Below are 24056 nucleotides of genomic sequence, written 5' to 3'. Positions count from 1 at the left end.
GCCCCCGCCGACGGGAATTACGGGGCGCTCGCGGAGACGTTCGCGGAGACGTTCCCACGAGGGCGTGTCCGACGGATCCGGCCTGATCTCCGGTCTGATCCGTCGGACACGCCCACCCTCCGGCGCCCCGTCCATTCACCGGCTCGGGTACTCCGGCTCGGGATCTCCGGCTCAGACGCCGATATCGCGGCCGTCCTTGCGCCAGACCGAGACGACGGCCGGGCGGACGATCCTGCCCGGTCCGTCCGGCCAGGTGCTCGCGGGCTTCTCGACGGACGCGCCGTCCAGCTCCCCGGGGTGCTGGACCGCGACCAGGACCCGACGGTCCTGGATGACCGGACCACAGGTCTCCGCGCCCCTCGGTACGGTCAGGAACTGCTTCAGCTCACCGCGGCGCTCGCCGTGGGTGGCGACGCCGAAGAGCCCGTCGTGCGAACCGAGCTGGTTGCCGTCGGTGGAGATCCACAGATTGCCGTGCGGGTCGAACGCCACGTTGTCCGGGCAGGAGATCGGGCTGACCTTCTCCTTCGGGAAGCCCGCGAAGTACGTGGACGGGTCGTTCGGGTCGCCCGCGACCAGGAACAGTCGCCAGGCGAAGCCGTCGCCCGCCGCGTCGTCCCAGTTCTCCGCCAGCTCCAGGATCTGGCCGTGCTTGTTGAGGTTGCGCGGGTTGGCCTCGTCCGCACCCGGCTTGCCCGCCTTGCCCCGGTCGGTGTTGTTGGTCAGGGCGACATAGACCCGGCCGGTGCGCGGCGACGGCTCGACGTCCTCGGGGCGGTCCATCTTCGTCGCGCCGACCTTGTCACCGGCGAGACGGGTGAAGACGTACACCTCGTCGGCGGTCATCCCCGGGACGTGCGACGTGGTGCCGGTGGCCAGCGGAATCCAGACGCCGGAGCCGTCGAACTCACCGTCGTTGGGGAGCTTGCCGGTGCCGTCGATGTCCTGCGGGCTGTCACCGGAGAGCTTGGCGACATAGAGCGTGCCCTCGTCGAGCAGCGTGCGGTTGTGCTCGCGGGCGGCCCGGGAGGTGCCCCGCTTCATCCGCTTCGATGAGACGAACTTGTAGAAGTAGTCGAATCGTTCGTCGTCGCCCATGTAGACGACGGGCCGGCCGTCGTCGGTCAGCCGGGGCTGCGCGGCCTCGTGCTTGAAACGGCCGAGCGCGGTCCGCTTGCGCGGGGTGGAGTCGGGGTCGTACGGGTCCAGTTCGACCACCCAGCCGTGCCGGTGCGACTCATTGGGCTCCCGCGCGACGTCGAAGCGCTTGTCGAACCGCTCCCACTTGCGCTCGCTCGGGCCGGAGCCGATGCCGTAGCGCTTGTCGGTGACGCTGGAGCCGTTGGCGAAGTACTGGTTGAAGTTCTCCTCGCCGTGCAGGGTGGTGCCCCACGGGGTGGTGCCACCGGCGCAGTTGTTGAGGGTGCCGCGCACCCGGATCCCGGACCGGTCGGTGGAGGTACGGAGCAGCGGGCTGCCGGCCGCGGGACCGGTCATCTTGAAGAGGCTGGTGGCGGTGAGCCGTCGGTTGAGGTGGTGCCTGGTGACGGGCGTGAGCCTGCCCGAGTCCCGCTCCTCCTCGACCACGACGACGGAGAGACCGTGGGCGGCCCAGGCGATCTCGACCTGCTCGCGGGTCGGCTTCTCCGGGTCGTACCCCCGGAACATCAGCACCTCGTCGGTGTACTCGTGGTTGGCCACCATGACCTGTCGGCGGCGCTCACCGGGGAGCGGGAGCAGCGAGAGGAAGTCGTTGTTGTAGCCGAACTGGCCCGCCTGCGCCTTGGCGGTCTGCTTCGCCGCGTTGAAGGCGGGGGCGCCACGGAGGATGGGGTCGCCCCAGCGGATCACCACGTTCTGGGTGTAGCCGGCGGGGACGGTGACCTTGTCGTTCCGGTTGGGGGCGACCGGGGTGAAGCGGAGTCCGCGCGCGCCGTTCTTCGACGAAGTCGATGGAGCGGACGGCCGGTGGGCAGCGGCGGGGGCGGCGCTGGCGCTCGTACCGCCGGGGGTCGCAACGGTCGCGGCACCGGCCGCGGCGGCGACCGTCACGACGGTGGCGGCCCGGACCAGGGAACGGCGGGAGAGCGCGCCCGCGATGATGTCTCCGGCGTACTCGTTGTCGCTGGTGTTGGGCACCTCTTGGAAACAGGCGTCGCCACAGCGGTAGCGGCAGGTGAGCGCGGAACGTCCACCCGCGTGTGCTCCGGTGCTCAAGAGCGGCAACAGATTGCGCACTTAGTCCTCCTCCGGCGCACACCGCGCCGACATCGTGTCGGAAACATCTCCGATCGCGACGCTAAGCGTGGTGGTGTTCGAGGTGACGGACGCCCGGTGAACGACGGATGAATCCCGGGGATGGAGTGGGTGCTACCGGCCATTGCGGGGGCATTTGCCCCCGCTGAGGTTTGTGGCGGGTGGCGGCTAACCTTACGTGTCCGCTCTGGCCAGGACACACCAAAGGACGCCTCGGCCCAAGTGCGGACATTACGGCACCCAACTCATGGGAAAGGCTCGCACATGGGCATTCGGAGCTTGCTGCGCAAGATGTTCGGTCGCGATCGTTCGGAGACCGGTTCGGAGCCCAATGAGTCGTCGTCGGCCTCCATTCCACCGCAAATCGAACGTCAGGAACCGGCCAAGCCGTCGGTAGAGCCCTCGGGGGAGACGGATTCCCCTCCGGTGACGGCGGCGGAGCCGTCGGCCTCGTCGGCTCCGGCGTCGGGCACGGCGACCACGACCACGACGACGACCACTTCCTCGTCCACCGAGGCGGCGGCGGAGTCGACCACGACCGCTTCCGAGCCGGCTGAGGCGGCCGAGGCTTCGGCCTCGACCCCGCCGTCGCCCGAGGACCGGGCGGCGGAGCTGGTCTCGGCGGCGTTCGACAACCCGCAGCCGCGCCCGGTGACACCGTCCGTACCGGCGCAGACGCGCACGGAGCCGGTCGCGGAGCCGGTCGCGGAAGCTGAGCCGGTTACGGAGGCGGTTACGGAGCCGGAGCCGGAAGCGGCCCCCGTCGAGGAGAGCGAGACCGAACCTGCCGTCGAGGCATCGGAGACCGCTGCCCCGGCCGAGAGCGCTCCCGTATCCACGGACGCCGAAAGCACCGCTCGCGCCGAGGACAACCCGGACAGCCCGGTGGCACCCGTCGCCGAGGACGGCGGCCCGGCCACGCCGGAGGCCGCCCTCACGGCTGAGGACGCGCCGGAGGCCGTAACCACGACAGCACCAGAAGCAGCGGCGGAAGCGGAAGCGGAAGCGCCCGAGGAAACCCCGGCCACCCTGCCGGAGGCGGCCACGGACACCGAGGCCGAGGCACCCGCCGCCGCCGAGGAGCCGAAGGCCGAGCAGGACGCGGCCCCCGCAGCAGCGGAGCCGGAGGTGGAGCCCACGCCGGAGGCCAAGCCCGAGCCTGGACCCGATCCGGAGGCCGCCGCAGCAGCGGAGCCGGAGGTGGAGCCGAAGGTGGAGCCGAAGGTGGAGCCGAAGGTGGAGCCGAAGGTGGAGCCCGAGCCAGAGGCCGCCCCCGCAGCAGCGGAGCCGCAGGCGGAGGCGGAGCCCGTCGCACCCAAGCCTGAGGCGGAACCCGAGCCAGAACAGCAGCCGGACACCACGGCCAAGCCCGAAGCCCCCGCAGCAGCGGAGCCGGAAGCCAAGCCGGAGCCGGAGGCCAAGCCCGAGCCTGGGCCCGATCCGGAGGCCGCCGCAGCAGCGGAGCCGGAGGCGGAGCCCGAGCCCGAAGCCCCCGCCGCCGAGAAGCCGGAGCCCATCCCCGCAGCAGCGGAGCCGGAGGCCAAGCCCGAGCCCGCCGCAGCAGCGGAGCCGCAGGCGGAAGCCAAGCCCGAGCCCATCGCACCCGAGCCCGAGCCGGAGGCGGAACCCGAAGCCCAGAGCGCCGACGCTCCCGACAGCGCCCCGGAGACGGACGCCCCGGCCGCAGCCGCAGCCGTACCGACGCCCGCCCCCTCCGTCACCGCCGTTGAAGTCACCACCCACCACTCCGCCGCGCTCGATGCGCTGCGGCGGGCCGGGCTCGACGGAGCGCGCGGGACGCGGGTCTATCTCGTGCTCGACCGCTCCGGCTCCATGCGGTCCTACTACAAGGACGGCAGCGCACAGCACCTCGGTGAGCAGGCTCTCGCCCTCGCGGCCGGTCTGCGTGACGACCCCACCGTCGGGGTCGTGTTCTTCTCGACCGATGTGGACGGCACCGGCGAGCTGACCCCCGCCTCGTACGAGGGCAGGATCGACGAGCTGCACGGCTCCCTGGGCCGGATGGGGCGGACGAACTACCACGTCGCCGTCGAGAAGGTCCTCGCCCTCCACGCCGAGGCCGAACCGGACCGCACCGCCCCCGCCTTCGTGATCTTCCAGACCGATGGCGCGCCCGAGTCCAAGACCGCCGCGACCGCCGCGCTGGCCGAGGCGGCCGACCGGCCCGTCTTCTGGCAGTTCGTCGCGTTCGGCGAGCACGAGGCGAAGGCGTTCGACTACCTCCGCAAGCTCTCCGCCGAGAACACCGGCTTCTTCCACGCCGGGCCCACCCCCGCCGACCTCCCGGACGACGCGTTCTACGACGGTCTCCTCCAGGGCTGGAAGTCCCGGCGCGAGACCAAGAAGTCCTAAGCCCTGGTCAGTCCCTGGTCCCTAGCCCTAGCCCCTAGCCCTAGTGCCTGGGTCCGCTAGGACTCCGGCAGCGTCACGGTGACGGTCAGGCCGCCCTCCGGGCCCGGCCCGGCCGTCACCTCGCCGCCGTGCGCCTCCGCGATCGACCGGACGATCGAGAGGCCGAGGCCGGCGCCGGGGCCCATCCGGTCCCGGCCCTCCCCCCGTCGAAACGGTTCGAACAGCGCCGGGATATCGTCCGCCGCCACCACCGGACCGGTGTTCTCCACGGTCAGCACCCCGCCGACGACGGTGACCGTGACCCGCCCACCGGGCACGTTGTACGCAACGGCGTTCGCCGTCAGATTGCCCACGAGCTGGGTCAGCAGCAGCCGGCTCCCCTCGACGGTCCCGCTCCGTGACACGTCCGCCGTCACACCGTGCCGCCGCGCCTCCTCCGCCGCGACGGCCCCGAGGTCGACCTCGTCCCGCTGCTCAAGACCCCGTTCGCCGCGTGCCAGCATCAGCAGGCCCTCGATGAGCCGTTCGCTGCGCCGATTGGTGTCCAGCAGTACCTGTTTCGTCATGGCCAGCTCTTCCGGGGTCGGCGCCGACAGGCCCACCTGGATCGCCGTGCGCTGGGTCGCCAGTGGTGTCCTGAGTTCGTGCGAGGCGTTGGCGATGAACCGCCGCTGGCTGTCGAATGCCTTCTCCAGCCGGGCGAGCAGCGCGTCGAGGGTGTCCCCGAGTTCCTTCAGCTCGTCGTCGGGTCCGTTCACCCCGATCCGTTCGTAGAGGGTCCGCTCGGACAGCTTCCGCGCCTTCTCGGTCATCGTGTGCACCGGCCGCAGCACCCGCCCGGCCGTCCACCAGCCCACGGCGACCGCGCACAGGGCCGTGCCGACGAGCGCGGTGACCGACCAGAAGAGCATCTGGTCGGACGCGGCCTCGCTGACGTTGTCGGTGAGCTGGTCGGCGTTGATCCGCTGGGTGTCGTCGGCGCGCCGGATGATCCATCCGACGCCGGAATCGGTCTGGATCCGGATCGGCGCGGCCCGCCGGGCGATGGCCGCCGCCTCCGTCTCCGTACCGGCGCTGGAGAGCAGATTGACGACGCCGAGCAGGACTCCACCGAGGACCAGGAAGACTGCGCCGTAGACGAGGGCGATCCGTGTCCGGACGGTGGAGCGCGTCAGGATGGTGGAGCCGGCCGACTGTCGGCGCGGACCGGCCGCCCCGCCCCGGCCCCTACGACCGACCAAGAAACGCGAACGGCACGGCCCCAACCGCAACCGCAACAGAACACGGCGACTCACAAGGCGTACCCCACGCCCTGGACGGTGCGTATCGGCCCCGGTTCGCCGAGTTTCGCGCGCAGCTTGCTCATACAGACCCGTACCGCCCCGGTGAAGGGGTCGGCGTGCGCGTCCCAGGCCCGTTCGAGCAGTTCCTCGGCCGAGACGGTGGCACCGTCCGCCTCCAGCAGGATCTGGAGCACCGAGAACTCCTTCGGCGACAGGTCCAGCGGCCGGCCGTCCCGGTCCGCGGTCCGCCGTACGGTGTCGAGCCGGATGCCGTGCCGGTCCAGCAGGGGCGGTACGGCGCGGGCGCTGCGCCTGCGCAGCGCCCGGACCCGGGAGACCAGCTCGGGGAAGTCGAAGGGCTTGCCGAGGTAGTCATCGGCGCCGAGGTCGAGCCCCTCGACCCGGTCCTCCGGGGACGCGGAGGCGGTCAGCATCAGAATCCGGGTCCGGGATCCGGAGGCGACCAGCTCCCGCGCGACCTCGTCGCCGTGGACCCGGGGCAGATCGCGGTCGAGGACGACCACGTCGTAGTCGTGCAGCCCCAGATAGGCGAGGGCCGCGTCCCCGCTGTAGACGGTGTCGACCGCGAATCCGGCGCGCCGGAGCCCGGTGGCGACCAGCTCGGCCAGGATCTGCTCGTCCTCGGCGACCAGTACCCGCATGTTGTCGTCCCCTCGCACCCCGTATGCCACCTCTCTCCAAGGATGCGCCTTTTTACGGCATGGGATGTTTCGCGGATGTCTCCACCGGCCGGGGGACGGGTTTATCCGTGCGAAGGGATGACGTGGAGGCCGTTAGGATTTCGGACATGGCGGCCACTGGATCCGAGAAGCAGGGGGCGACGGCGTACTACGTCACGACCCCCATCTACTACGTCAACGACGCTCCTCACCTGGGCCACGCCTATACGACCGTCGCAGGCGACGTGCTCACCCGCTGGCACCGTCAGCGCGGCGAGAAGGTGTGGTACCTCACCGGCACGGACGAGCACGGTCAGAAGATCATGCGCACTGCCGAGGCGAACGGGGTCACGCCCCAGGAGTGGTGCGACAAGCTCGTGGAAGAGGCGTGGAAGCCTCTCTGGGAGCACCTGAACATCGCGAACGACGATTTCATCCGGACGACGGAGAAGCGGCACACGGACCGTGTGGCGGAGTTCGTCCAGGACCTGCACGACAAGGGCGAGATCTACCAGGGCGGGTACGAGGGCCCGTACTGCGTGGGCTGTGAGGAGTACAAGCTCCCCGGCGATCTGATCGACGGCGAGGGCGAGTACGCCGGGCAGAAGCTCTGCCCGATCCACAAGAAGCCCGTCGAGCTGCTGAAGGAGGAGAACTACTTCTTCAAGCTCAGCGAGTACGGCCCCAAGCTGCTGGAGTTCTACGAGGCCAACCCGGGCTTCATCCAGCCGGAGTCGGCCCGTAACGAGGTCGTCAACTTCGTCAAGCAGGGCCTCCAGGACCTGTCGATCTCCCGGTCCACCTTCGACTGGGGTGTGAAGGTCCCGTGGGACCCGAAGCACGTGATCTACGTATGGATCGACGCGCTGCTGAACTACGCGACGGCGGTCGGCTACAACGAGAACCCGGAGAAGTTCGCCGAGACGTTCCCGGCCGATGTGCATCTGGTCGGCAAGGACATCCTGCGGTTCCACGCGATCATCTGGCCCGCGATGCTGATGGCCAACGAACTGCCGGTGCCGGGGCGGGTGGCCGCCAACGGCTGGCTGATGGTCGGCGGCGAGAAGATGTCGAAGTCGAACCTCACGGGCATCAAGCCGCAGGACCTGACCTCGCACTTCGGCGTGGACGCCTACCGCTGGTACTTCCTGCGGGCCATCGCCTTCGGCCAGGACGGGTCCTTCTCCTGGGAGGACTTCACCGCGCGCTACACGAGCGAGCTGGCGAACGACTACGGAAACCTCGCGTCCCGGGTCGCCGCGATGATCGGCAAGTACTTCGACGGCGCGCTCCCGGAGGCGACGGCGTCCGGCGAGGCGGAGCAGGCGGTACGGGACGGCCTGGCGAAGGCCGTCACGGAGGCGGACCGGAAGATCGGCGACGAGGTCGACTTCCAGGGCGGCATCCTGGCGATCTTCGACTTCGTCAAGCAGGTCAACGGCTATCTGACCGAGCAGGAGCCGTGGAAGGTCGCGAAGGACACCTCGCCCGAGGGTCAGGCGCGGCTCGCCACGATCCTGTACACGGCGGCGGAGTCGCTGCGGGCGGTCGCGGTGCTGCTGAACCCGGTGATGCCGGAGACTTCGCAGTCGCTGTGGGACTCGCTCGGCGCGGACGCGTCGCTGGGCGCGCTGGCCGACCAGCGGGTGCAGTCGGCCGGCACCTGGGGACTGCTGCCGGTCGGCACGACGGTGACGAAGGGCGCGGTGCTGTTCCCGCGTCTGGAGGAGCCGAAGAAGGACCAGTAGGGACCGGATCCCTCCGGTGACCACACGAGGCCCCCGGGTCCCGAGCCACTCGCTCAGGACCCGGGGGCCTCGTCGTCACCGAACCGGCTCGCTGGAGCACCGAACCGGCCGGGCTCGTCGTCACCGAACCGGCCGGCGCGCTGGCTGGCCGCCGCGCTGGCTGGCTGGCTGGGGCCACCGAACCGGCCGGCCGGCTGACGTCACCGCACCAACGGCGGGCGCCGCCGCGCTATCGGGCCAGCACGCCCTGCGGGCCCATCACGACCACCGGTCGCGCGGCCGGGTCCAGCCGCTTCATCAGATCGCGCATCAGCGGCTTCGGGAGGGCCACACACCCCTGGGTCGCGGCGCCGTGGTCCACATGGACCCAGATGCCGCCGCCCTTCTCCTCGCCCAGCGGACGCGTCCAGTCCAGCGGTGTCCGGCCCGGCACCCGGTTGTAGTTGATCGCCACCACGTAGTCGAATGCCTCCTCCAGCGACTCCCCCTCGACATTCCGCCCGGGGGCCCGGAACTCCGTCCTCCGGTCGTACGGCAGCTCCGTACCCGGGTCCGCCAGCTTCCCGCCCGCGTCCGTCAGCCCGTAGACGCCGATCGGCGAGCGCAGATCACCCATCCGGTGATCCTCGGTCCAGCCACGGCGGCCGTTACGGGCGGGCCAGGGGCCGGCCGCCGGGCGCCAGCCCCGTACCTCGTCCCGTTCGTAGAGGACCGCCGTCGCCCGGTTCGAGTCCGCCGTCTCACCGGTCACCACGAACACCTGCCGCGCCGCCGCGCCGATCCGCGCGCGGGTCGCCGGGCCGAGGCCGGGTATCTCCTGCGGGCGCGCGGCCATCGGGGAGGGGTTCGAGCGCTCCGGCCCTCCGGCCGGGGCGGTGGCCCGGCGGTCGTCGGCCTCCGGTGTGGTTCCCGTACCGCCGCAGCCGGTGAGCAGCAGGAGGAGGCCGAGCGCGGCCACCGGGATCGTACGTCGGGATATCCGCGCTCTCATGGACTGACCTGCTTGTTCCTAGAAGGAGGGGTGTCGCGCCCGGTGGGGGGAGCGGTCCCGGGGGCGGCGTAGGAGCCGGAGGGAGTGGCCTTGCTGGCGAATCTGATGCTGTTCAGGATCTGCTGGATGTCGTCGGCCGCACCGGGCGTCCGGTCACGCGCCGCGCACACCTCGACCCCGACCGCCGCGTCGGACCTCGAACCGTCGCCGATCGTCCCGCTGTACGCGACCGTGCCACCGACCTTCGCACAGGCGGGAGCCACATTCCTCACGTCCTGCAAACCGTGGCCCTCCGTCCTGGCCTTGTCCGCACCGTGCTTCCCCGGCCAGAGGCTCAGCGTGACAATCGCGCCCCCGGGCGACAGTTGCCGCAGCGGCAGACACTCCCACCGGTACTTCCCCGTGCAGGACGCGGGCTGGGTGAGCGGCTCGGTGGCGAAGAACCCCGGCGGGGCCGGCTCCCCCGCTGCCTTGATCGTCATGTCCAGCGCGTGCCAGGAGGCGGGCAGCCGGAGCGAGAGCCCGGCCAGCCGTGGGAAGGCCACCGTGCTCGGCTCGTCCGGAGGAGTCTGTGGCGGGGTCTGCGCGGGGAGCGCCGGCCGCGTCGGGGGGCTGGTGTCCTGGACGACGGACGGCAGTACGGTGCCGGCGAGGATCAGCGCGGTCACCGTGCCCGCCGCGCCGCCCGCCGCGCGCCGTCGGCGCCGGCGTCGTCTGACCCGTTCGCGCACCTGCTCCAGCCGGTCGTCGGGGGCGGCCGGCCGGGGGGTCAACCGCTCCAGCAGCAGACGCATCTCGTCCGCGCCGGTCTCGGGGTCACGCACCGCAGTCAACCCTCTCCGCCGTCGTGGCGGGCAGCAGCGCCCGCAGTGTGCGCAACGCCTTGGACGACTGGCTCTTGACCGTGCCCGGGGCACAGCCGAGCGTGGCCGCCGTCTCCTCGACGCTCAAGTCCTCGAAGAAGCGCAGCACCACCACCGCGCGCTGCCGCACCGGCAGGGCGCGGACGGCCGCCGCCAGCGACTGCTCCAGATCGACGTTGCCGTACGCGTCCCACCCGGCCACCGTGTCCGGCAGTTCGCCGTGCGGGACCTCGCCCCGCCAGCGCCGCCGCCACCAGGAGGCGTGGGTGTGCACCATCGCCTTGCGGATGTACGCCTCGGGGTGATCCATGGCGATCTTCCGCCACTTCGGCCACACCTTCGCCAGTACGGTCTGGAGCAGGTCCTCCGCGAGGTGGGCGTCCCCGGTGAGCAACCAGGCCATCCGCAGCAGCCGGCCGCCCCGGGCCGCGACGAATGCCTCGAAGTCGCCGTCGTCCCCCTGGGAGCCCATCACTCATTCCTCGCCGTTGTCTTCCGTCGTCCACACAGAGGGAACGCGGTGGGGCGAGGTTGCGGTTGCCCGATCGCCGCCGAGTCACACCGGGCGGTCGGTACGGGTACGGAAGACGGGAGGCCGGTACGGGTACGGGGGCGGAATTCGTACCGGGGCGGAAGCCAGTGCGGGGAGCGGGGCCAGGCCCTGTCCGAGCGAGGCAGCCCCTCAGCTCAGCGGGTGCCGCTCCCGCCCGGCCCCGTACCCGAACCGCTCTCGGCGGCCCCGGCACCGACCCCGGTCTCGGCCCCGGTCTCGGCACCGGTCTCGGCACCGGTCTCCTTGAGGAAGAACCCGGCCAGCGCCCCGATGACCAGCAGGATCGGCATCATCAGCAGGGCGCTCCCGTAGTCGGAGAGGACCGGATTGTCCGGCAGCAGCCGGCCGGGCACGGCCTGGAGCACTCCGCCCACGATGAAGCAGACACCGTTGACGATCGCCGCCGAACTGCCCACCAGTGCGGGGCTGACGGACTCACCGGCGACGGTGAAGCCGAGCATATGGGCGCCCGCGAAGAGCCCGATGGCGAACATGGCCACCATGGAGACGCTGTTGGTCTCCGTCGGCAGATAGATGAGCAGCGCGACGGCGGCGGCCTGGAGCAGCACCCCGATGATCGCCGGGGCGCGGCGGGTGTTCCAGTGGTCCGAGATCAGGTTGAACAGCGGCGCCCCGACCGCGAGCCCGAGCCAGGACATGGCGGTGAGCGTGGCGGCGAAGGAGGCGTCGGAGCCCCGGGCCTCGATGACGCGCGGCCCCCACAGCACGCCCACGGCCAGCATCGAGCCGAAGGAGACGCCCGCGAGGATCGACGAGAGCACCACATTGCGGTTGGCGAAGCAGGTGCCGAGGTCCTTCAGGATGCTCTTCAACAGCGGTGGGCGGGTCGCCGTCCGCAGTTGTTCGGGTCCGGGTGCCGGGTTCCGTACGAGCAGGACGAAGAGCACGATCAGCAGCACACCCGCCGCGCCGAAGCCGTTGAGCAACTGCTGCCAACTGACGTGCTCCAGTTGCCAGGAGATCACCGGCTGGCCGACGGCCGAGCCGAGTGAGGCGAGGGTCTGGACGAGACCGAACATCAGTCCGTAGCGGGCGGCGGGGAACCACTGGCCGCCGATGTAGCCCGCGCCGACGAACCCGAACGACGAACCGATCGCGAGGACGACCTGTGCGATGACGAGTGTGGTCATGCTCGTCGTCTGCGCGTACAGGAAGGCGCCCGCCGTGACGAAGGCGACCGCGACGGCGAGCAGCGGACGGGAGCCGAACCGGTCGAGCAGGGCGCCGCTGAAGAACTGGCAGAGCGCGAACGCCCAGGTGTAGACGGAACCGGCGAGGCTGATCTGAGCGACGGAGAGGGCCGCCGTCCGCTGGATCTCGGGGGAGACCACGGCGTATCCGGTCTGGATCGCGAAGAGCCAGACCACGAAGATCGCGCAGAGGGTCCAGACGATCCATGCCTCGACGCCTCCGATGGTCCGGTGCGGGCCGTGCAGGATGCGGGCGCCGGGGTGGTGTCGGTACGCGCCGCCGTCGGTGGGGGTGGACATCGCTGCCTCCTGGGCGTCGTACGTCGTCTGCGGTGCGGGGCGGACAGAAGGGGGCATAGAGGGCGGCGGGGGAGACGCCGGGTATCAGGTGTCCGGCCCGCCCGGCCCGTTCTTCGCATCCCTGGCCGCGTCCCGGGGCGCATCCCGGTCATGCGCGAGGGCCCCGGCCACATAGGTCGCCCGTACGACCCGGTCGTCCCCCATCACGGCGAGCACGAAGAGCAGTTCCTCGATGTCCGACACCCGCGAGGTGCGCTGGGCGAGCACCGGGGTGGCCTCCGGGTCCAGCACCACGAAGTCCGCCTCCTGGCCGGGTTCGAGGGAGCCGACGGTGTCCGTCAGCCGGAGTGCTTCGGCGCCGCCCCGGGTGGCGAGATAGAACGCCTTGACCGCGTCGAGCGGGTAGTTGGCCAACTGGGCCACCTTGTACGCCTCGTTCATGGTCGACAGCAGCGAGAAGCTGGTACCGGCGCCGATGTCCGTGCCCAGACCGATCGTCATGGGGTGGTGCGGGTCCTTGGCGTCGTGCACGTGGAACAGACCGCTGCCCAGGAAGAGGTTCGAGGTGGGGCAGTGGGCGACGGCCGTGCCCGTCTCGGCGCAGCGCCTCCGCTCCGTGCCGGTGAGATGGACCCCGTGGGCGAGGACCGCGCCCGGCCCGGTCAGTCCGTAGTGGTCGTAGACGTCGAGGTAGCCGGTCCGCTCCGGGAAGAGGGAGCGGACCCAAGAGATCTCGCCGACGTTCTCGGAGACATGGGTGTGGACGAGCGTGTCCGGGTGCTCCCGCCAGAGCTGACCGGCCGCCGCGAGCTGTTCGGGGGTGCTGGTGGGGGCGAACCGCGGCGTGATGGCGTAGCCGTTGCGGCCCTTGCCGTGCCAGCGGTCGATGAGCCGTTTGGAGTCGTCGTAGCCGGTCGCCGCGGTGTCCAGCAGGGCGTCGGGGGCGTTGCGGTCCATCAGGACCTTGCCGGCGATGATCCGCATATCGCGCCTGGTCGCCTCTTCGAAGAGCGCGTCGACGGAGTCGGGGTAGACGGCGGCGAAGGTCAGCGCGGTGGTGGTGCCGTTGCGGAGGAGTTCATCGCAGAAGGCCGCGGCGACGCGGCGGGCGTAGGCGCCGTCGGCGAAGCGCTGTTCCTCCACGAAGGTGTAGTGGTTGAGCCAGTCGATGAGCTGGGCGCCGAATGCGGCGATGATCCCGGTCTGGACGTAGTGCACATGGCTGTCGATGAACCCCGGACAGATGACCTGGCCGGGGTAGTGGACGGGGGTGACGCCGTCGGGCAGCCGGTCGCGCAGCTCCGCGTAGTCGCCGGCCGCGGTGACCTTTCCGTCCACGCAGATCAGCAGCCCGTCCGCGCAGTGGACGAAGGCGTCGTCGCGGCCGATCAGAAAGGGGTCGCCGCGGAACCGGATGAGCGTTCCGCGTACGGCGGTGACCGCGCCGGACCCGATCCGCCCGGCCTGCCCCGCCGCCCGTCCTGTCGCGGATATGCCGTTCGTGCCGTTCGTCATGTGCACCAGTGGAGCCGTACGGGGGCGGGGACGCCGGGTGGAAGCGGCCGTTCGGGTGAACCACCGCGCACCACCATCCGGCCCCACCCGCACCACCCGCACCACCCGCACCACCCCGGCCGCCCACACCGCCCGGTGCCGGTCGTACCGCCCGCACCACCCCGGCCGCCCACACCACCATCCGGACCACCCGCACCGCCCCCGCGTCAGGACCCCTGTGTCGTGGCCCGGGCCGTGTCCCGGATGAAGAGCCCCGCGACCGCCCCCGCCACCAGCAGCAACGGCATGATCAGCAGGGCCGAGCGGTAATCGGCCAGCGACGGGACATCGGGCAGCAGCCGCCCCGGCACCGCTTCGAGGACACCGGCGAGGATGAAGCAGACCCCGTTGACGATCGCCGCCGAGCTGCCCACCAGCGCGGCCGGCACCGACTCCCCCGCGACGGTGAAACCCAACATCTGCGCGCCGGAGAAGAACCCGACCGCGAACATCACGACGGTCGTGACACCGGGGACACCGGCCGGCAGACAGATCAGTACGGCGACGGAGACCGCCTGGAGGAACACCCCGGCGACGGCCGGCACCCGGCGGCTCCCCCAGCGGTTCGAGACGATGTTGAAGAGCGGGGCGCCGACCGCCAGGCCGAGCCAGGACATCGCGCTCAGCGCGGCGGCGAGGGACTCACCGGCGCCCTGGGCCCGGACCAGCCGGGGTCCCCACAGCGACCCCATCGCGATCATCGAACCGAAGGAGACCCCGGAGAGCGCGGCGGCGAGCAGCACATTGCGGTTGCCGAAACAGGTGCCCAGGGCCCGCGCGATCGACGGCAGCAGTGCGGACCGGGGGCGCTCGACCCGCCCGGGTCCGGGCGCCGGGTTCCGGACGAGGAGGACGAAGAGCACGGTGAGCACCACCCCGGCCACGCCGAAGCCGTTGAGCAGCCGCTGCCAGCTCACCTGTTCCAGCCGCCAGGAGATCGCGGGCTGGCCGATCGCCGAGCCGAGCGAGGCCAGCGACTGGACCATGCCGAACATCAGTCCGTAGCGGGCGGCGGGGAACCACTGGCCGCCGATGTAGCCCGCGCCGACGAACCCGAAGGCCGCCCCGACGGCGATCACGATCTGGGCGGTGACGAGGGTGCCGAACCCGGTGGTCCGCGCGTACAGGAAGGCTCCCACCGTGACGAAGGCGACCGCGACGGCGAGCAGCGGACGGGAGCCGAACCGGTCGAGCAGGGCGCCGCTGAAGAACTGGCAGAACGCGAAGGCCCAGGTGTAGACGGAACCGGCGAGGCCGATCTGGGCGACGGTGAGGCCGGCCGAGCGCTGGATCTCCGGGGAGACGATGCCGTAGCCGGTCTGGATCGCGAAGAGCCAGACCACGAAGGCGGTGGCCAGGCCCCAGACCAGCCATGCCTCGGATCCGCCGATGGTGCGGTGGGCGCCGTGCCCTCCCCCGGCCGTACGGGCTGCCGCACGACTCCTGGCGGCCCCCCGCCCAGGCCCCTGCCCGTGCCCATCAGCGCTCCCCCGCCCACCGCTCGTACCGTCCGCCCCGTCCGCCTCCCGCCCACTGCCCGTCCCGCGCGTCCCGGTCATGGCTGGCACCTCCCGCCCCCAGTCGATCGCGGCGGGGGCGGGACGGCGCGTCCATCGGGCCGTTCGGGGGACGCCCCCGCCCTGGCGGGACGCGCACCGGGGGCCCGTACGCAGCCCGTACGGCCGGGCGCGAACCTGAACCCGCGAGAGCCCGTACGCCGGGCACGGACCCGGGAGCCCGTTCGCCGGGCGTTGGACCGGAACCCGCGAGAGCCCGTACGCCGGCCGGGTCGGGGCCACGGGAACCCCGGCCAGCGGCGGCCGGCCGGGAGCGCCGGGACGCGGGAAGGCCCCGTACCACCACCGCGGACGCTGTCGGTCCACTGCGGTACGGGGCCTTCCCGGCGCACCCCACCAGGGGGCGCGGCGGTCCTACTCGGCGGGCTTCGCCACCGGCTTGCGGAGCTGGATGTTCAGCTCCCGCAGCCGCGACTCGTCCAGCTCGCTCGGCGCGCCCATCATCAGGTCCTGCGCGTTGCCGTTGAGCGGGAAGGCGATCGTCTCGCGGATGTTCGGCTCGTCGGCGAGCAGCATCACGATGCGGTCCACGCCCGGGGCGATGCCGCCGTGCGGCGGGGCGCCGAGACGGAAGGCGCGCAACATGCCCGCGAACTCGTGCTCGACGGTCTCCCGGTCGTAACCGGCGATCTCGAACGCCTTGAGCATGACGTCGGGCTCGTGGTTCCGGATGGCGCCGGAGGACAGCTCGATGCCGTTGCAGACGATGTCGTACTGCCAGGCGAGGATGGACAGCGGGTCCTTCTCCTCCAGGTCCTTCATGCCGCCCTGAGGCATCGAGAAGGGGTTGTGGGAGAAGTCGATCTTGCCGGTCTCCTCGTCCCGCTCGTACATCGGGAAGTCGACGATCCAGCAGAAGCGGAAGACGCCGTCCTCGAAGTGACCGGACCGCTTGGCGGCCTCGACCCGGACCGCGCCCATGATCTTGCCGACCTCGTCGGTGTCACCCGCGCCGAAGAACACGGCGTGACCGGCGGCCAGACCGAGGCGCTCGGTGAGGACCTTGACGTTGTCCTCGGTGAGGAACTTGGCGATCGGGCCGGAGAGCGAACCATCCTCGGCGACCCGCACCCAGGCCAGGCCCTTGGCGCCCTGCTCGACCGCGTAGTCGCCGAGCTGGTCGAAGAACTTCCGCGGCTGGGCCGCGACGTCCGGCACCGGCAGCGCGCGGACGTGCTTGCCCGCGAACGCCTTGAACTCCGAGCCCTCGAAGACATCGGTGATGTCGAAGAGTTCGAGCTGGGCGCGGAGGTCCGGCTTGTCGCTGCCGTACTTCAGCATCGACTCGCGGAACGGGATGCGCGGGAACGGCGAGGTGACGTGACGGCCACCGCCGAACTCCTCGAACAGCTCGGTCATCAGCTTCTCGACCGGCTGGAAGACGTCCTCCTGCTCGACGAAGCTCATCTCGACGTCGAGCTGGTAGAACTCGCCGGGTGAGCGGTCGGCGCGGGCGTCCTCGTCGCGGAAGCAGGGCGCGATCTGGAAGTACCGGTCGAAGCCGGAGATCATCAGGAGCTGCTTGAACTGCTGCGGGGCCTGCGGCAGCGCGTAGAACCGGCCGGGGTTCAGCCGGGACGGGACCACGAAGTCGCGCGCGCCCTCGGGGGAGGTGGCGGTGAGGATCGGGGTGGCCATCTCGTTGAAGCCGAGCGTGGTCATCTTGTGCCGGATGGCGGAGATGACGGCCGTCCGCAGCATGATGTTGCGGTGCATCCGCTCGCGGCGCAGGTCGAGGAAGCGGTACTCCAGCCGTCGTTCCTCGTTGACGCCGTCATCCGTGTTGATGGTGAACGGGATCTGGGCGGCGGCGCCCAGCACCTCCACCGCGGTGACCTCGATCTCGACCTCACCGGTGGGCAGCTCGGGGTTGACGTTGTCCGCGCCCCGGCTGACGACCGAGCCGTCGATACGGACGACGGTCTCCTTGGTGAGGTGGCTCAGCGCCTCGTTGGCCGGGGTGCCGGGCCGGGCGACGAGCTGGGTGATGCCGTAGTGATCACGGAGATCGATGAAGAGGATGCCGCCCAGGTCTCGGCGATTGTGCAGCCAGCCGCTCAGCCGGACGTCGGTGGAGACGTCAGAGGCGCGGAGCTCGCCGCACGTGTGTGACCTGTACCGATGCATCGTCGTTCATCCAGTCTTGGTGATTTTGGGGATGGGTCGGGCCCGTCAAGGTTACCGCTCGCCCCTCCCGTGTCTCATTGGCATATACACGCCACTGCCGGATGGCCCGAAAGGGTACCGGGAAGTCGGCAGTCGGCAGATCGGAATAAAGTGAGGCAATGCGCACCGAGGACGTCCTGGCCGCGATCGCGACCGGTCTGTGGCGGTGGGACAACGCAGCCGGGACGGTGACTCTCGACGCCGAGGCCGCCCGGCTGCTGGAGCTCCCGCCCAAGACCCGTATCCACCCCGAGTCCGTCGTGCGCGCCCGGTTCCACCCGGTCGACTGGAACGAGATCAACGGCGTGGTGAGCCTCGCCATCGCCGAGGGGACGCTCGCCGAGGGCCGGCTCCGGATCGTCGATGAGGAAGGCCGGGTGCTCCGTACCGTACGCAGCCGGTCCAAGCCGGTCCTCCACAACGGCGCCTACCTGCTCGACGGGATGCTCCAGGAGGTCGCCGAACCCACCGAGGGCACCGCCGCGCGCACCCCCATCACCGGTGACTGGCGGCGTTCCCGGGAGGCGTTCCTGCTGGACGCGGGGCGGGCGCTGGCCGAGGCGCGCTCCACCGCCGAGGTGCTGCGGGTCGCCGCCTCGCTCTCCATGCCGGGGTTCTCGCCGGACGGTCTCGCCGTCTTCACTGCGGCGGGTGAGCGGCTGCGGATCGTCGGCCACCACGGGCACCAGGGGGCGGGCGAGGACCCCTTCCGCGATATGCGGCTGGACACCGACCACCCCGCCGCCGAGGTGGTCCGCACCGGCCGCGCGGTCTACCTGCCGAGCCCGGAGGATTACAACCGCCGCTACCCGACGAGCTGGCCGCTGGCCCAGCGCCTGGGACGGCAGTCCTGGGCCTACCTCCCGCTGATCGTCGCCGGGCGCACCATGGGCGCGTGGATGGCGGCCTTCCGCCATCCGGTGGCGTTCACCCCCGACGAGCGCTCGGTGCTGACGACGGTCGCCCGGATGCTGGCGCAGGCGCTCGCGCGGGCCGGGGTCGCCGAGACCGAACGGGAGTTCTCGCTGGGGCTCCAGCGGTCGATGATGCCGGTGCTCGGACCCGCGATCCCCGGGATGTCGGTGGCCGCGCGGTACGTACCGACCGGTGGTGGCCTCCAGGTCGGCGGCGACTGGTACGACATGATCCCGCTGCCGTCCGGCCGGATCGCCCTGGTCATCGGCGATGTCCAGGGCCATGACGTACGGGCCGCGGGGCTGATGGGCCAGCTCAGGATCGCGCTGCGGGCGTACGCGTCCGAGGGGCACCGACCGGATGCGGTGCTCTCCCGGGCCTCCCGCTTCCTGCACGGCATCACCGACACGTACGGCGAGGGCGACCAGGCCGGCGCGCGCTTCGCCACCTGCCTCTATCTGGAGGTCGACCCGGCGACCGGACATCTCGACATCGCCCGTGCCGGGCATCCGGACCCCGCCGTCCGGATGGCCGACGGCACCGTGCTGATGCGGCCCACCGAGGGCGGGCTGCCGCTGGGCATCGACCCGGACACGGACTATCCGACGACCCGGCTGACGCTGGAGCCCGGCGAGACGATGATGATCTGCACTGATGGGCTGCTGGAGACCGGCGGCCACGACCTGGACACCGGCTGGGCCCGGCTGCGGGCGGTGCTGGAGAGCGACACCGGACAGTCGCTGGAGGAGCTGGCGGACTCCCTGGTCCAGGCGGTGCACGGGCCGGTCTCGCACTACACCACCGGGCCGCTGGCCGACCGGCGCGAGGACGATGTGGCGGTGCTGCTGCTCGCCCGGGACGGCACACCGGCGCGCCAGACCCCCCGCCGCACGGCGATGACGATCGCCCAGGCCGAACCCGAACGGATCGCGGCGGCGCGGCAGCAGACTCGGGAACTGCTGCACGACTGGGCGGACCCGGACCGGATCGACTCGGCGGTGCTGATGGTCTCCGAGATGGTCACCAATGTGCTGGTCCACACGGACGGGAACGCGCTGCTGGTGGCGGAGATGACCCACGGCGGGCCCGAGAACGAGGGCGAGGCCGGGGCCGGGGCCGGGGCCGTGCGCAGGCTCCGGGTCGAGGTCGCGGACGCGAGCGACGAACTGCCGCACAAGCGGCGGCCGGGGGAGATGGCGTCGTCCGGGCGGGGGCTGCTGCTGATGGAGATGCTCGCTGACGCGTGGGGGGTGGACCCCCAGGGGGAGGGCAAGCTGATCTGGTTCGAACTGGCGGAGTCGAGCCCGGAGCCGGGTGACGGCAAACCGGACCCGGAGCGGCTGGACGGGTAGGCCGGGTCCGCGGGACGCGGGCGTACGGGCGCGGGCGTACGAGCGCTGGTGTACGGAAACAGGCGTACGGGCGCGGACGTACGGGTCACCCGGTCTCGGGCGGCGGCGACCCCGACGGCTACCCGGCTCGGGGGTCGGATCCGGCTCCGGGATCGGGTCCGGGGTCGGGTCCGGGGTCGGGTCCGGCTGCTGACGGCGGCGTCCCGACCTCCGACTCGTACCGCGTACGCAGCTCCCCGATCACCCCGAACGCCGCCGCCGTCACCGGCACGGCGAGGAGCATCCCGAGGATCCCGGCCACCCCCGCCCCCGCGGTGATCGCCAGCATGACGACGGCCGGATGCATCTGGACCGTACGGCTCTGGATCATCGGCTGGAGCACGTGCCCCTCCAGCACCTGCACCGCCAGCACTACGCCGAGCGCCCACAGTGCGATCACCCAGCCCCGGTCCGCGAGGGCGACGAGCACCGCGACCGCGCCCGACAGGAACGCACCCAGATACGGGATGTACGCGCCGACGAATACCAGCGCGCCCAGGCCCAGTGCGCCGGGCACCCGCAGGATCAGCAGCCCGACGGTGATGCACACCGCGTCGATGAAGGCGATGAAGGTGGTCCCGCGCATGAAGCCCTCGACCGCTTCGAAGGCCCGCCGGCCCATGGCCTCCACCAGTTCGCCACTGGACCCGGGGGCGAGGGAACGGGCGAATCCGGACGCCTTCTCCGAGTCCCGGAGGAAGAAGAAGATCAACAGCAGTGCCAGCACGGCGGTGGCGATCGCCTCCCCCACCACGCTCAACCCGCTGAGCACCCCGGACGCGGCGGTACCGCCGAACTTGCCGAGCAATTCCTTGGCGTTGGTCGCGAGGTCGTCGAGCGAGGTCCCGGCCGAACCGAAGTGCTCGGTCAGCCCCTTCGCCGCCTGCCGCAGCGAGGCGACGATCTGATCGCCGCTGTTCACCAGGGCACTGACGACGATGTACGTGGCCCCGCCCACCACCGCGAGCACGGCGACACAGGTGAGCCCGGCCGCGAGCGAACGGTGCACCCGCATCTTGACGAGCCTCCGGTACATCGGCCCCAGCAGGGCGGTCCCGAGGAGGGCGAGCAGTACGGGCGTGACGGCGGTCCGGAACGTACCGATCAACCAGAGCCCCACCGCGCCGACCCCCGCCACCAGCAGCAGGACGACGCACCAGGCGGCCAGCCGCCGTACCGGCTCGGGAAGTAGGGTCTGCACCCCTCCAGCCGACCACGGACCGGCGCCGGCGTCCTGTCCACCGCACCCGCCCGGGTGACGTCCCATCAGCCTCCCGCCCTGCTCCCCCTGCTCTTCCTCTCCCTGCTCCCCCTCCTCCACCCCTCTCCCTCCTCCGCCTCTCTCCCCCTCCCCCTCCACTCGTCCACCGACAGTTGCTAGGTTCGCGTGAGCAATTCAGGGATCACCACTGATGGGTACGGGGCCACGGGGGGCCACCGCATGACACTCAACACGCAATGGCAGGAACTCTTCGGGACGGAGCACCCCGGGGCCGGGATGACCCTGGCGACGGCGGACGGCAGAGGCGGCGGCGGAGGTGACGGCGGGCCCGATCTGAAGGCGGATCAGACGCCGTGGTCGGGCGCCGGCGGCGTCGCCGGAGAGCTGCGCGGCTCCACCGCGTCGGCCATGACCGAGCTGGAGACCGCCCTCGAAGGCGTCACCGGCGCCACCGAGGGCTTCATGGCGACGGCGGCGCTCACCGAGATCCGCACCGGCTGGCAGGACCGTCTCACCTCGGTACGGGACGAGTGCGAGCGCCTCGACGCCGCGCTCAGGGGCGCCGGCAAGGACTTCGGCGAACGCGAGACCAGAACCAAGGAACAGATCGCGTCCGCCGTCCCCCAGCCGAAGAAGGGGGGCTGACCGGGGATGCCCACCTGGCAGCAACTGCGCGATGTGAAGCTGAGCGAGTACGAGGCCGCGGCGGACGGCTGGGGCAAGGTCTCCAACCGGGCGAACGCCGCGAAGGACCGCGTCGACAACGAGATGCTCGCGAAGATCCTCGAAACCCAGAAGGGCGACACCGCGAAGACGGCGGTGGAGAACCTGCGGACGCTCGCCCTCAACTACCAGTACCTGCACACCGAGTGCGGACTGATCCGTACCGCGCTGAACGGCCTCGCGAAGGAACTCGTCGCGCCCCAGTCGAAGCTGAAGCGGGCCCTGGAAGACGCGGAGAGCCGGAAGTTCACGGTCCACCCGGACGGTTCGGTCGAGTACCCCGCGTCCCCGAGACCCACCATCCCCCTCGCCCCCACCGGCGGCACGGCCCAGCCCGGTGCCCCGGTCCCCCTCCTCCCCGGCAAGGCCGAGGGCAACGGCGACCCGAACAAGGCCCAGGCGGAGGAGATCGCCGAACAGATCGCCCAGGCCATCCGCACGGCGGCCGAGATCGACGCCCGGTACGCGGGCGTCCTGCGCAAACTGAACACCACGGGCGGCCTGACCGTGGACGCCGCGACACTGGCGGACGCCGCCCGCGACACCAAGGACGTCCAACGGGCGGCCGGCGGCTACCTCGACGCCAAGGACATCCCGAAGGGGAAGTCGGCCGAGGAGAACGCGTCCTGGTGGAAGGGCCTGTCACAGGAACAGCGGGAGGAGTACGCGACGCTGTATCCGGCGTCGGTGGGAGCGCTGGACGGCGTCCCCGCCACGGTCCGGGACGACGCCAACCGCACGGTGCTCGCCGAGGCGAAGGCGCAGTACCAGTTGGAACAGAGGTCGATCCCTCCGGAGCCCTTCCCGAAGTGGGTCTCGGCCGGCCGCGCCGGGATGCTCCAGAGCGACGAATGGATGAAGTGGCACCGGGAGCACGGGGACCGGAAAGAACATGTGGACAACGCGCTGAAGGGGATGGAGGCGATTCAGAAGCGCTTCGACGCGACGGGAAAGGAAGGGCTCCCGGAGGCGTACCTGTTGGGATTCTCTCCCGAAGGCAACGGGCGCGCGATCGTCGCCACCGGAAATCCGGACACCTCTGACCACACGGCGGTTTATGTTCCAGGCACCACATCGAATCTCGGAAAGATCGAGAACGATGTCAACCGGATGAACAACCTTTGGCGTGCCTCCGACGATATCCTGGGATCGGGCAGTATCTCGACGGTCACCTGGCTCGGCTACGACGCCCCGCAGAGCATCGCCAAGGACGCACCCTTCGCTCACTACGCGAACGACGGAGCACCGGCCTTCAACTCGTTCCTGGACGGCCTCAGCGCGACGAACACGACGGAGTCGGGCGGCCATCAGACGGCCGTCGGCCACTCCTACGGCACCACGCTCATCGGCTCGGCCGCCCGACAGGGCGATCTCAACGCGGACGACGTGATCTTCGCGGGCAGTCCGGGTGTCCAGGTGGGCTCCGCCGAGGAGATGGACGTTCCCAAGGGCCGGGTGTGGAACGAGGAGGCCAAGGGGGACCTGGTTCCCGATATCGGCCGCTATGGACACGGCGGCAATCAGTGGCGGATCGGCGGCGGAGTGATGCTCATTCCCAGTGACGAACCCTTCGGCGCCAATCAGATGACCACGGACACCTCTGGGCACAGCGATTACTGGAAAGAGGGTACTCAGAGCTTGAATAACCAAGCAGCGGTCGTCACGGGGAACTACGGTGCGGTGCAGCTCAATGACTAGAATCCGCCGAAGTGTGCCTCTGATAGCCATCACACTGGCCGTACTCACGGGATGCAGCATGACCGATCCAGCGGAAACCAAAATCGACGGAACACGCAGTGTCGAGACGGCGAACAAGGAGACCAAGAAGGTCTCCAGCGAGATCTTCGACCTCATCGCCATGAAGGGGAAGATCGGCGGTGCGGGCCCCGGCACCGGCGAGTGCGGGGACGACCGGGAAAAGCACTTCCTCATGCGTCACTCGTGGAACGTGTCCGGATCGACCGACGCCGAGGTAGCCCAGGCCATGACGCGTCTCAAGGAGGGGCTCCCGAAGCAGGGCTGGAAGATCGTCTCGTACGAGCGCAACAACAGCCCCGCCAAGAGCCTGACGCTGATCGCGGACCACGACGAGAAGAAGTTCGGCGTCAACGTCGAATTCTGGGAGAAGGGCAAGGCCCGAAAGGACAATCCCCCCGGGCTCGTCATCACCGTGGTCTCCGGCTGCTTCCAGGTCCCTGAAGGCGAGACGGTCGACCACTACTGACCCCCCGCCCCACACGGCACAGGGCC

The 24056-nt window shown here is 70.8% G+C and carries 18 protein-coding genes; 6 read left to right on the top strand and 12 right to left on the bottom strand.

Annotation, left to right across the window (positions count from 1 at the left end; all coding sequences use genetic code 11):
• Window positions 1-171: 171 nt before the first annotated feature.
• Both ACH4S7_RS13340 and ACH4S7_RS13335 read right to left on the bottom strand, forming a co-directional pair.
• On the bottom strand, window positions 172-2238 hold the full coding sequence (locus ACH4S7_RS13340) for a PhoX family protein (RefSeq protein ID WP_398521243.1): 2067 nt from the start codon (window positions 2236-2238) through the stop codon (window positions 172-174).
• 389 nt (window positions 2239-2627) lie between these two features.
• Complete coding sequence (locus ACH4S7_RS13335; RefSeq protein ID WP_398521242.1) at window positions 2628-2891, bottom strand: hypothetical protein; 264 nt, start codon at window positions 2889-2891, stop codon at window positions 2628-2630.
• 16 nt (window positions 2892-2907) lie between these two features.
• Here ACH4S7_RS13335 and ACH4S7_RS13330 point away from each other — a divergent pair, with 16 nt between their 5' ends.
• Window positions 2908-4629: a VWA domain-containing protein gene (locus ACH4S7_RS13330; RefSeq protein WP_398521241.1), complete on the top strand. Its 1722-nt coding sequence runs from the start codon at window positions 2908-2910 to the stop codon at window positions 4627-4629.
• A 56-nt stretch (window positions 4630-4685) separates the two neighbouring features.
• Here ACH4S7_RS13330 and ACH4S7_RS13325 read toward each other — a convergent pair whose 3' ends face one another.
• Both ACH4S7_RS13325 and ACH4S7_RS13320 read right to left on the bottom strand, forming a co-directional pair.
• A complete protein-coding gene (locus ACH4S7_RS13325; protein WP_398521381.1) occupies window positions 4686-5807 on the bottom strand; it encodes an ATP-binding protein in 1122 nt (373 codons plus the stop codon).
• A gap of 113 nt (window positions 5808-5920) precedes the next feature.
• Window positions 5921-6574, bottom strand: coding sequence for a response regulator transcription factor (locus ACH4S7_RS13320; protein WP_398521380.1), 654 nt, complete (start codon window positions 6572-6574; stop codon window positions 5921-5923).
• A gap of 146 nt (window positions 6575-6720) precedes the next feature.
• Between ACH4S7_RS13320 and metG the strand changes: the two genes are divergently transcribed.
• Complete coding sequence (gene metG, locus ACH4S7_RS13315) at window positions 6721-8340, top strand: methionine--tRNA ligase (RefSeq protein WP_398521240.1); 1620 nt, start codon at window positions 6721-6723, stop codon at window positions 8338-8340.
• Between the two features lie 229 nt (window positions 8341-8569).
• Here the strand turns inward: metG and ACH4S7_RS13310 are convergent, their stop codons facing one another.
• The 7 genes from ACH4S7_RS13310 to aspS form a co-directional block, all read right to left on the bottom strand.
• On the bottom strand, window positions 8570-9331 hold the full coding sequence (locus ACH4S7_RS13310; RefSeq protein WP_398521239.1) for a L,D-transpeptidase family protein: 762 nt from the start codon (window positions 9329-9331) through the stop codon (window positions 8570-8572).
• A complete protein-coding gene (locus tag ACH4S7_RS13305) occupies window positions 9328-10155 on the bottom strand; it encodes a hypothetical protein (protein WP_398521238.1) in 828 nt (275 codons plus the stop codon). Before ACH4S7_RS13305 ends, ACH4S7_RS13310 begins: the two co-directional genes overlap by 4 nt.
• A complete protein-coding gene (locus ACH4S7_RS13300; RefSeq protein WP_398521237.1) occupies window positions 10148-10666 on the bottom strand; it encodes a SigE family RNA polymerase sigma factor in 519 nt (172 codons plus the stop codon). The genes ACH4S7_RS13305 and ACH4S7_RS13300 overlap by 8 nt, the downstream gene beginning before the upstream one ends.
• Window positions 10667-10881: 215 nt before the next feature.
• Window positions 10882-12258, bottom strand: a complete 1377-nt coding sequence (locus tag ACH4S7_RS13295) for an MFS transporter (protein ID WP_398521236.1) — start codon at window positions 12256-12258, stop codon at window positions 10882-10884.
• An 84-nt stretch (window positions 12259-12342) separates the two neighbouring features.
• The gene (gene guaD, locus ACH4S7_RS13290) at window positions 12343-13773 is read right to left on the bottom strand and encodes a guanine deaminase (RefSeq protein WP_398521235.1); all 1431 of its coding nucleotides are present in this window, start codon (window positions 13771-13773) and stop codon (window positions 12343-12345) included.
• Window positions 13774-13979: 206 nt separating this feature from the next.
• Window positions 13980-15371, bottom strand: coding sequence for an MFS transporter (locus ACH4S7_RS13285; protein WP_398521234.1), 1392 nt, complete (start codon window positions 15369-15371; stop codon window positions 13980-13982).
• 372 nt (window positions 15372-15743) lie between these two features.
• A complete protein-coding gene (gene aspS, locus ACH4S7_RS13280; RefSeq protein ID WP_398521233.1) occupies window positions 15744-17516 on the bottom strand; it encodes an aspartate--tRNA ligase in 1773 nt (590 codons plus the stop codon).
• Window positions 17517-17674: 158 nt separating this feature from the next.
• On the opposite strand from aspS, the gene ACH4S7_RS13275 reads away from it, so the two are divergent.
• Entirely contained in the window at window positions 17675-19822 is a 2148-nt protein-coding gene (locus ACH4S7_RS13275) for a SpoIIE family protein phosphatase (RefSeq protein ID WP_398521232.1), read from the top strand.
• 118 nt (window positions 19823-19940) lie between these two features.
• On the opposite strand, the gene ACH4S7_RS13270 is transcribed toward ACH4S7_RS13275, so the two are convergent.
• A complete protein-coding gene (locus tag ACH4S7_RS13270; protein ID WP_398521231.1) occupies window positions 19941-21062 on the bottom strand; it encodes an AI-2E family transporter in 1122 nt (373 codons plus the stop codon).
• Window positions 21063-21302: 240 nt separating this feature from the next.
• Here ACH4S7_RS13270 and ACH4S7_RS13265 point away from each other — a divergent pair, with 240 nt between their 5' ends.
• Genes ACH4S7_RS13265 through ACH4S7_RS13255 form a run of 3 tightly spaced genes read left to right on the top strand, consistent with a single transcriptional unit; the run spans window position 21303 to window position 24030 of the window.
• Window positions 21303-21728 (top strand): hypothetical protein, encoded by a 426-nt coding sequence (locus tag ACH4S7_RS13265; protein WP_398521230.1) that lies wholly within the window; start codon window positions 21303-21305, stop codon window positions 21726-21728.
• A 6-nt stretch (window positions 21729-21734) separates the two neighbouring features.
• Entirely contained in the window at window positions 21735-23504 is a 1770-nt protein-coding gene (locus ACH4S7_RS13260; protein WP_398521229.1) for an alpha/beta hydrolase, read from the top strand.
• Window positions 23505-23562: 58 nt separating this feature from the next.
• The gene (locus ACH4S7_RS13255; protein ID WP_398521228.1) at window positions 23563-24030 is read left to right on the top strand and encodes a hypothetical protein; all 468 of its coding nucleotides are present in this window, start codon (window positions 23563-23565) and stop codon (window positions 24028-24030) included.
• The last annotated feature ends 26 nt before the right edge of the window (window positions 24031-24056 follow it).

This window comes from Streptomyces sp. NPDC020965 (assembly GCF_044333555.1).
Lineage (GTDB): Bacteria > Actinomycetota > Actinomycetes > Streptomycetales > Streptomycetaceae > Streptomyces.
Note: the sequence above shows the minus strand (reverse complement) of the source record. Positions and strands in the feature narration are given on the sequence as shown.

Excerpts from the sequence above, each read along its gene's own strand:
- ACH4S7_RS13320 (WP_398521380.1), bottom strand. The coding sequence starts at position 6,574 with ATGCGGGTACTGGTCGCCGAGGACGAGCAGATCCTGGCCGAGCTGGTC.
- metG (WP_398521240.1), top strand. The coding sequence starts at position 6,721 with ATGGCGGCCACTGGATCCGAGAAGCAGGGGGCGACGGCGTACTACGTC.
- ACH4S7_RS13310 (WP_398521239.1), bottom strand. The coding sequence starts at position 9,331 with ATGAGAGCGCGGATATCCCGACGTACGATCCCGGTGGCCGCGCTCGGC.
- ACH4S7_RS13300 (WP_398521237.1), bottom strand. The coding sequence starts at position 10,666 with ATGGGCTCCCAGGGGGACGACGGCGACTTCGAGGCATTCGTCGCGGCC.
- ACH4S7_RS13295 (WP_398521236.1), bottom strand. The coding sequence starts at position 12,258 with ATGTCCACCCCCACCGACGGCGGCGCGTACCGACACCACCCCGGCGCC.
- guaD (WP_398521235.1), bottom strand. The coding sequence starts at position 13,773 with ATGACGAACGGCACGAACGGCATATCCGCGACAGGACGGGCGGCGGGG.
- ACH4S7_RS13285 (WP_398521234.1), bottom strand. The coding sequence starts at position 15,371 with ATGACCGGGACGCGCGGGACGGGCAGTGGGCGGGAGGCGGACGGGGCG.
- aspS (WP_398521233.1), bottom strand. The coding sequence starts at position 17,516 with ATGCATCGGTACAGGTCACACACGTGCGGCGAGCTCCGCGCCTCTGAC.
- ACH4S7_RS13275 (WP_398521232.1), top strand. The coding sequence starts at position 17,675 with ATGCGCACCGAGGACGTCCTGGCCGCGATCGCGACCGGTCTGTGGCGG.
- ACH4S7_RS13265 (WP_398521230.1), top strand. The coding sequence starts at position 21,303 with ATGACACTCAACACGCAATGGCAGGAACTCTTCGGGACGGAGCACCCC.
- ACH4S7_RS13260 (WP_398521229.1), top strand. The coding sequence starts at position 21,735 with ATGCCCACCTGGCAGCAACTGCGCGATGTGAAGCTGAGCGAGTACGAG.
- ACH4S7_RS13255 (WP_398521228.1), top strand. The coding sequence starts at position 23,563 with ATGACCGATCCAGCGGAAACCAAAATCGACGGAACACGCAGTGTCGAG.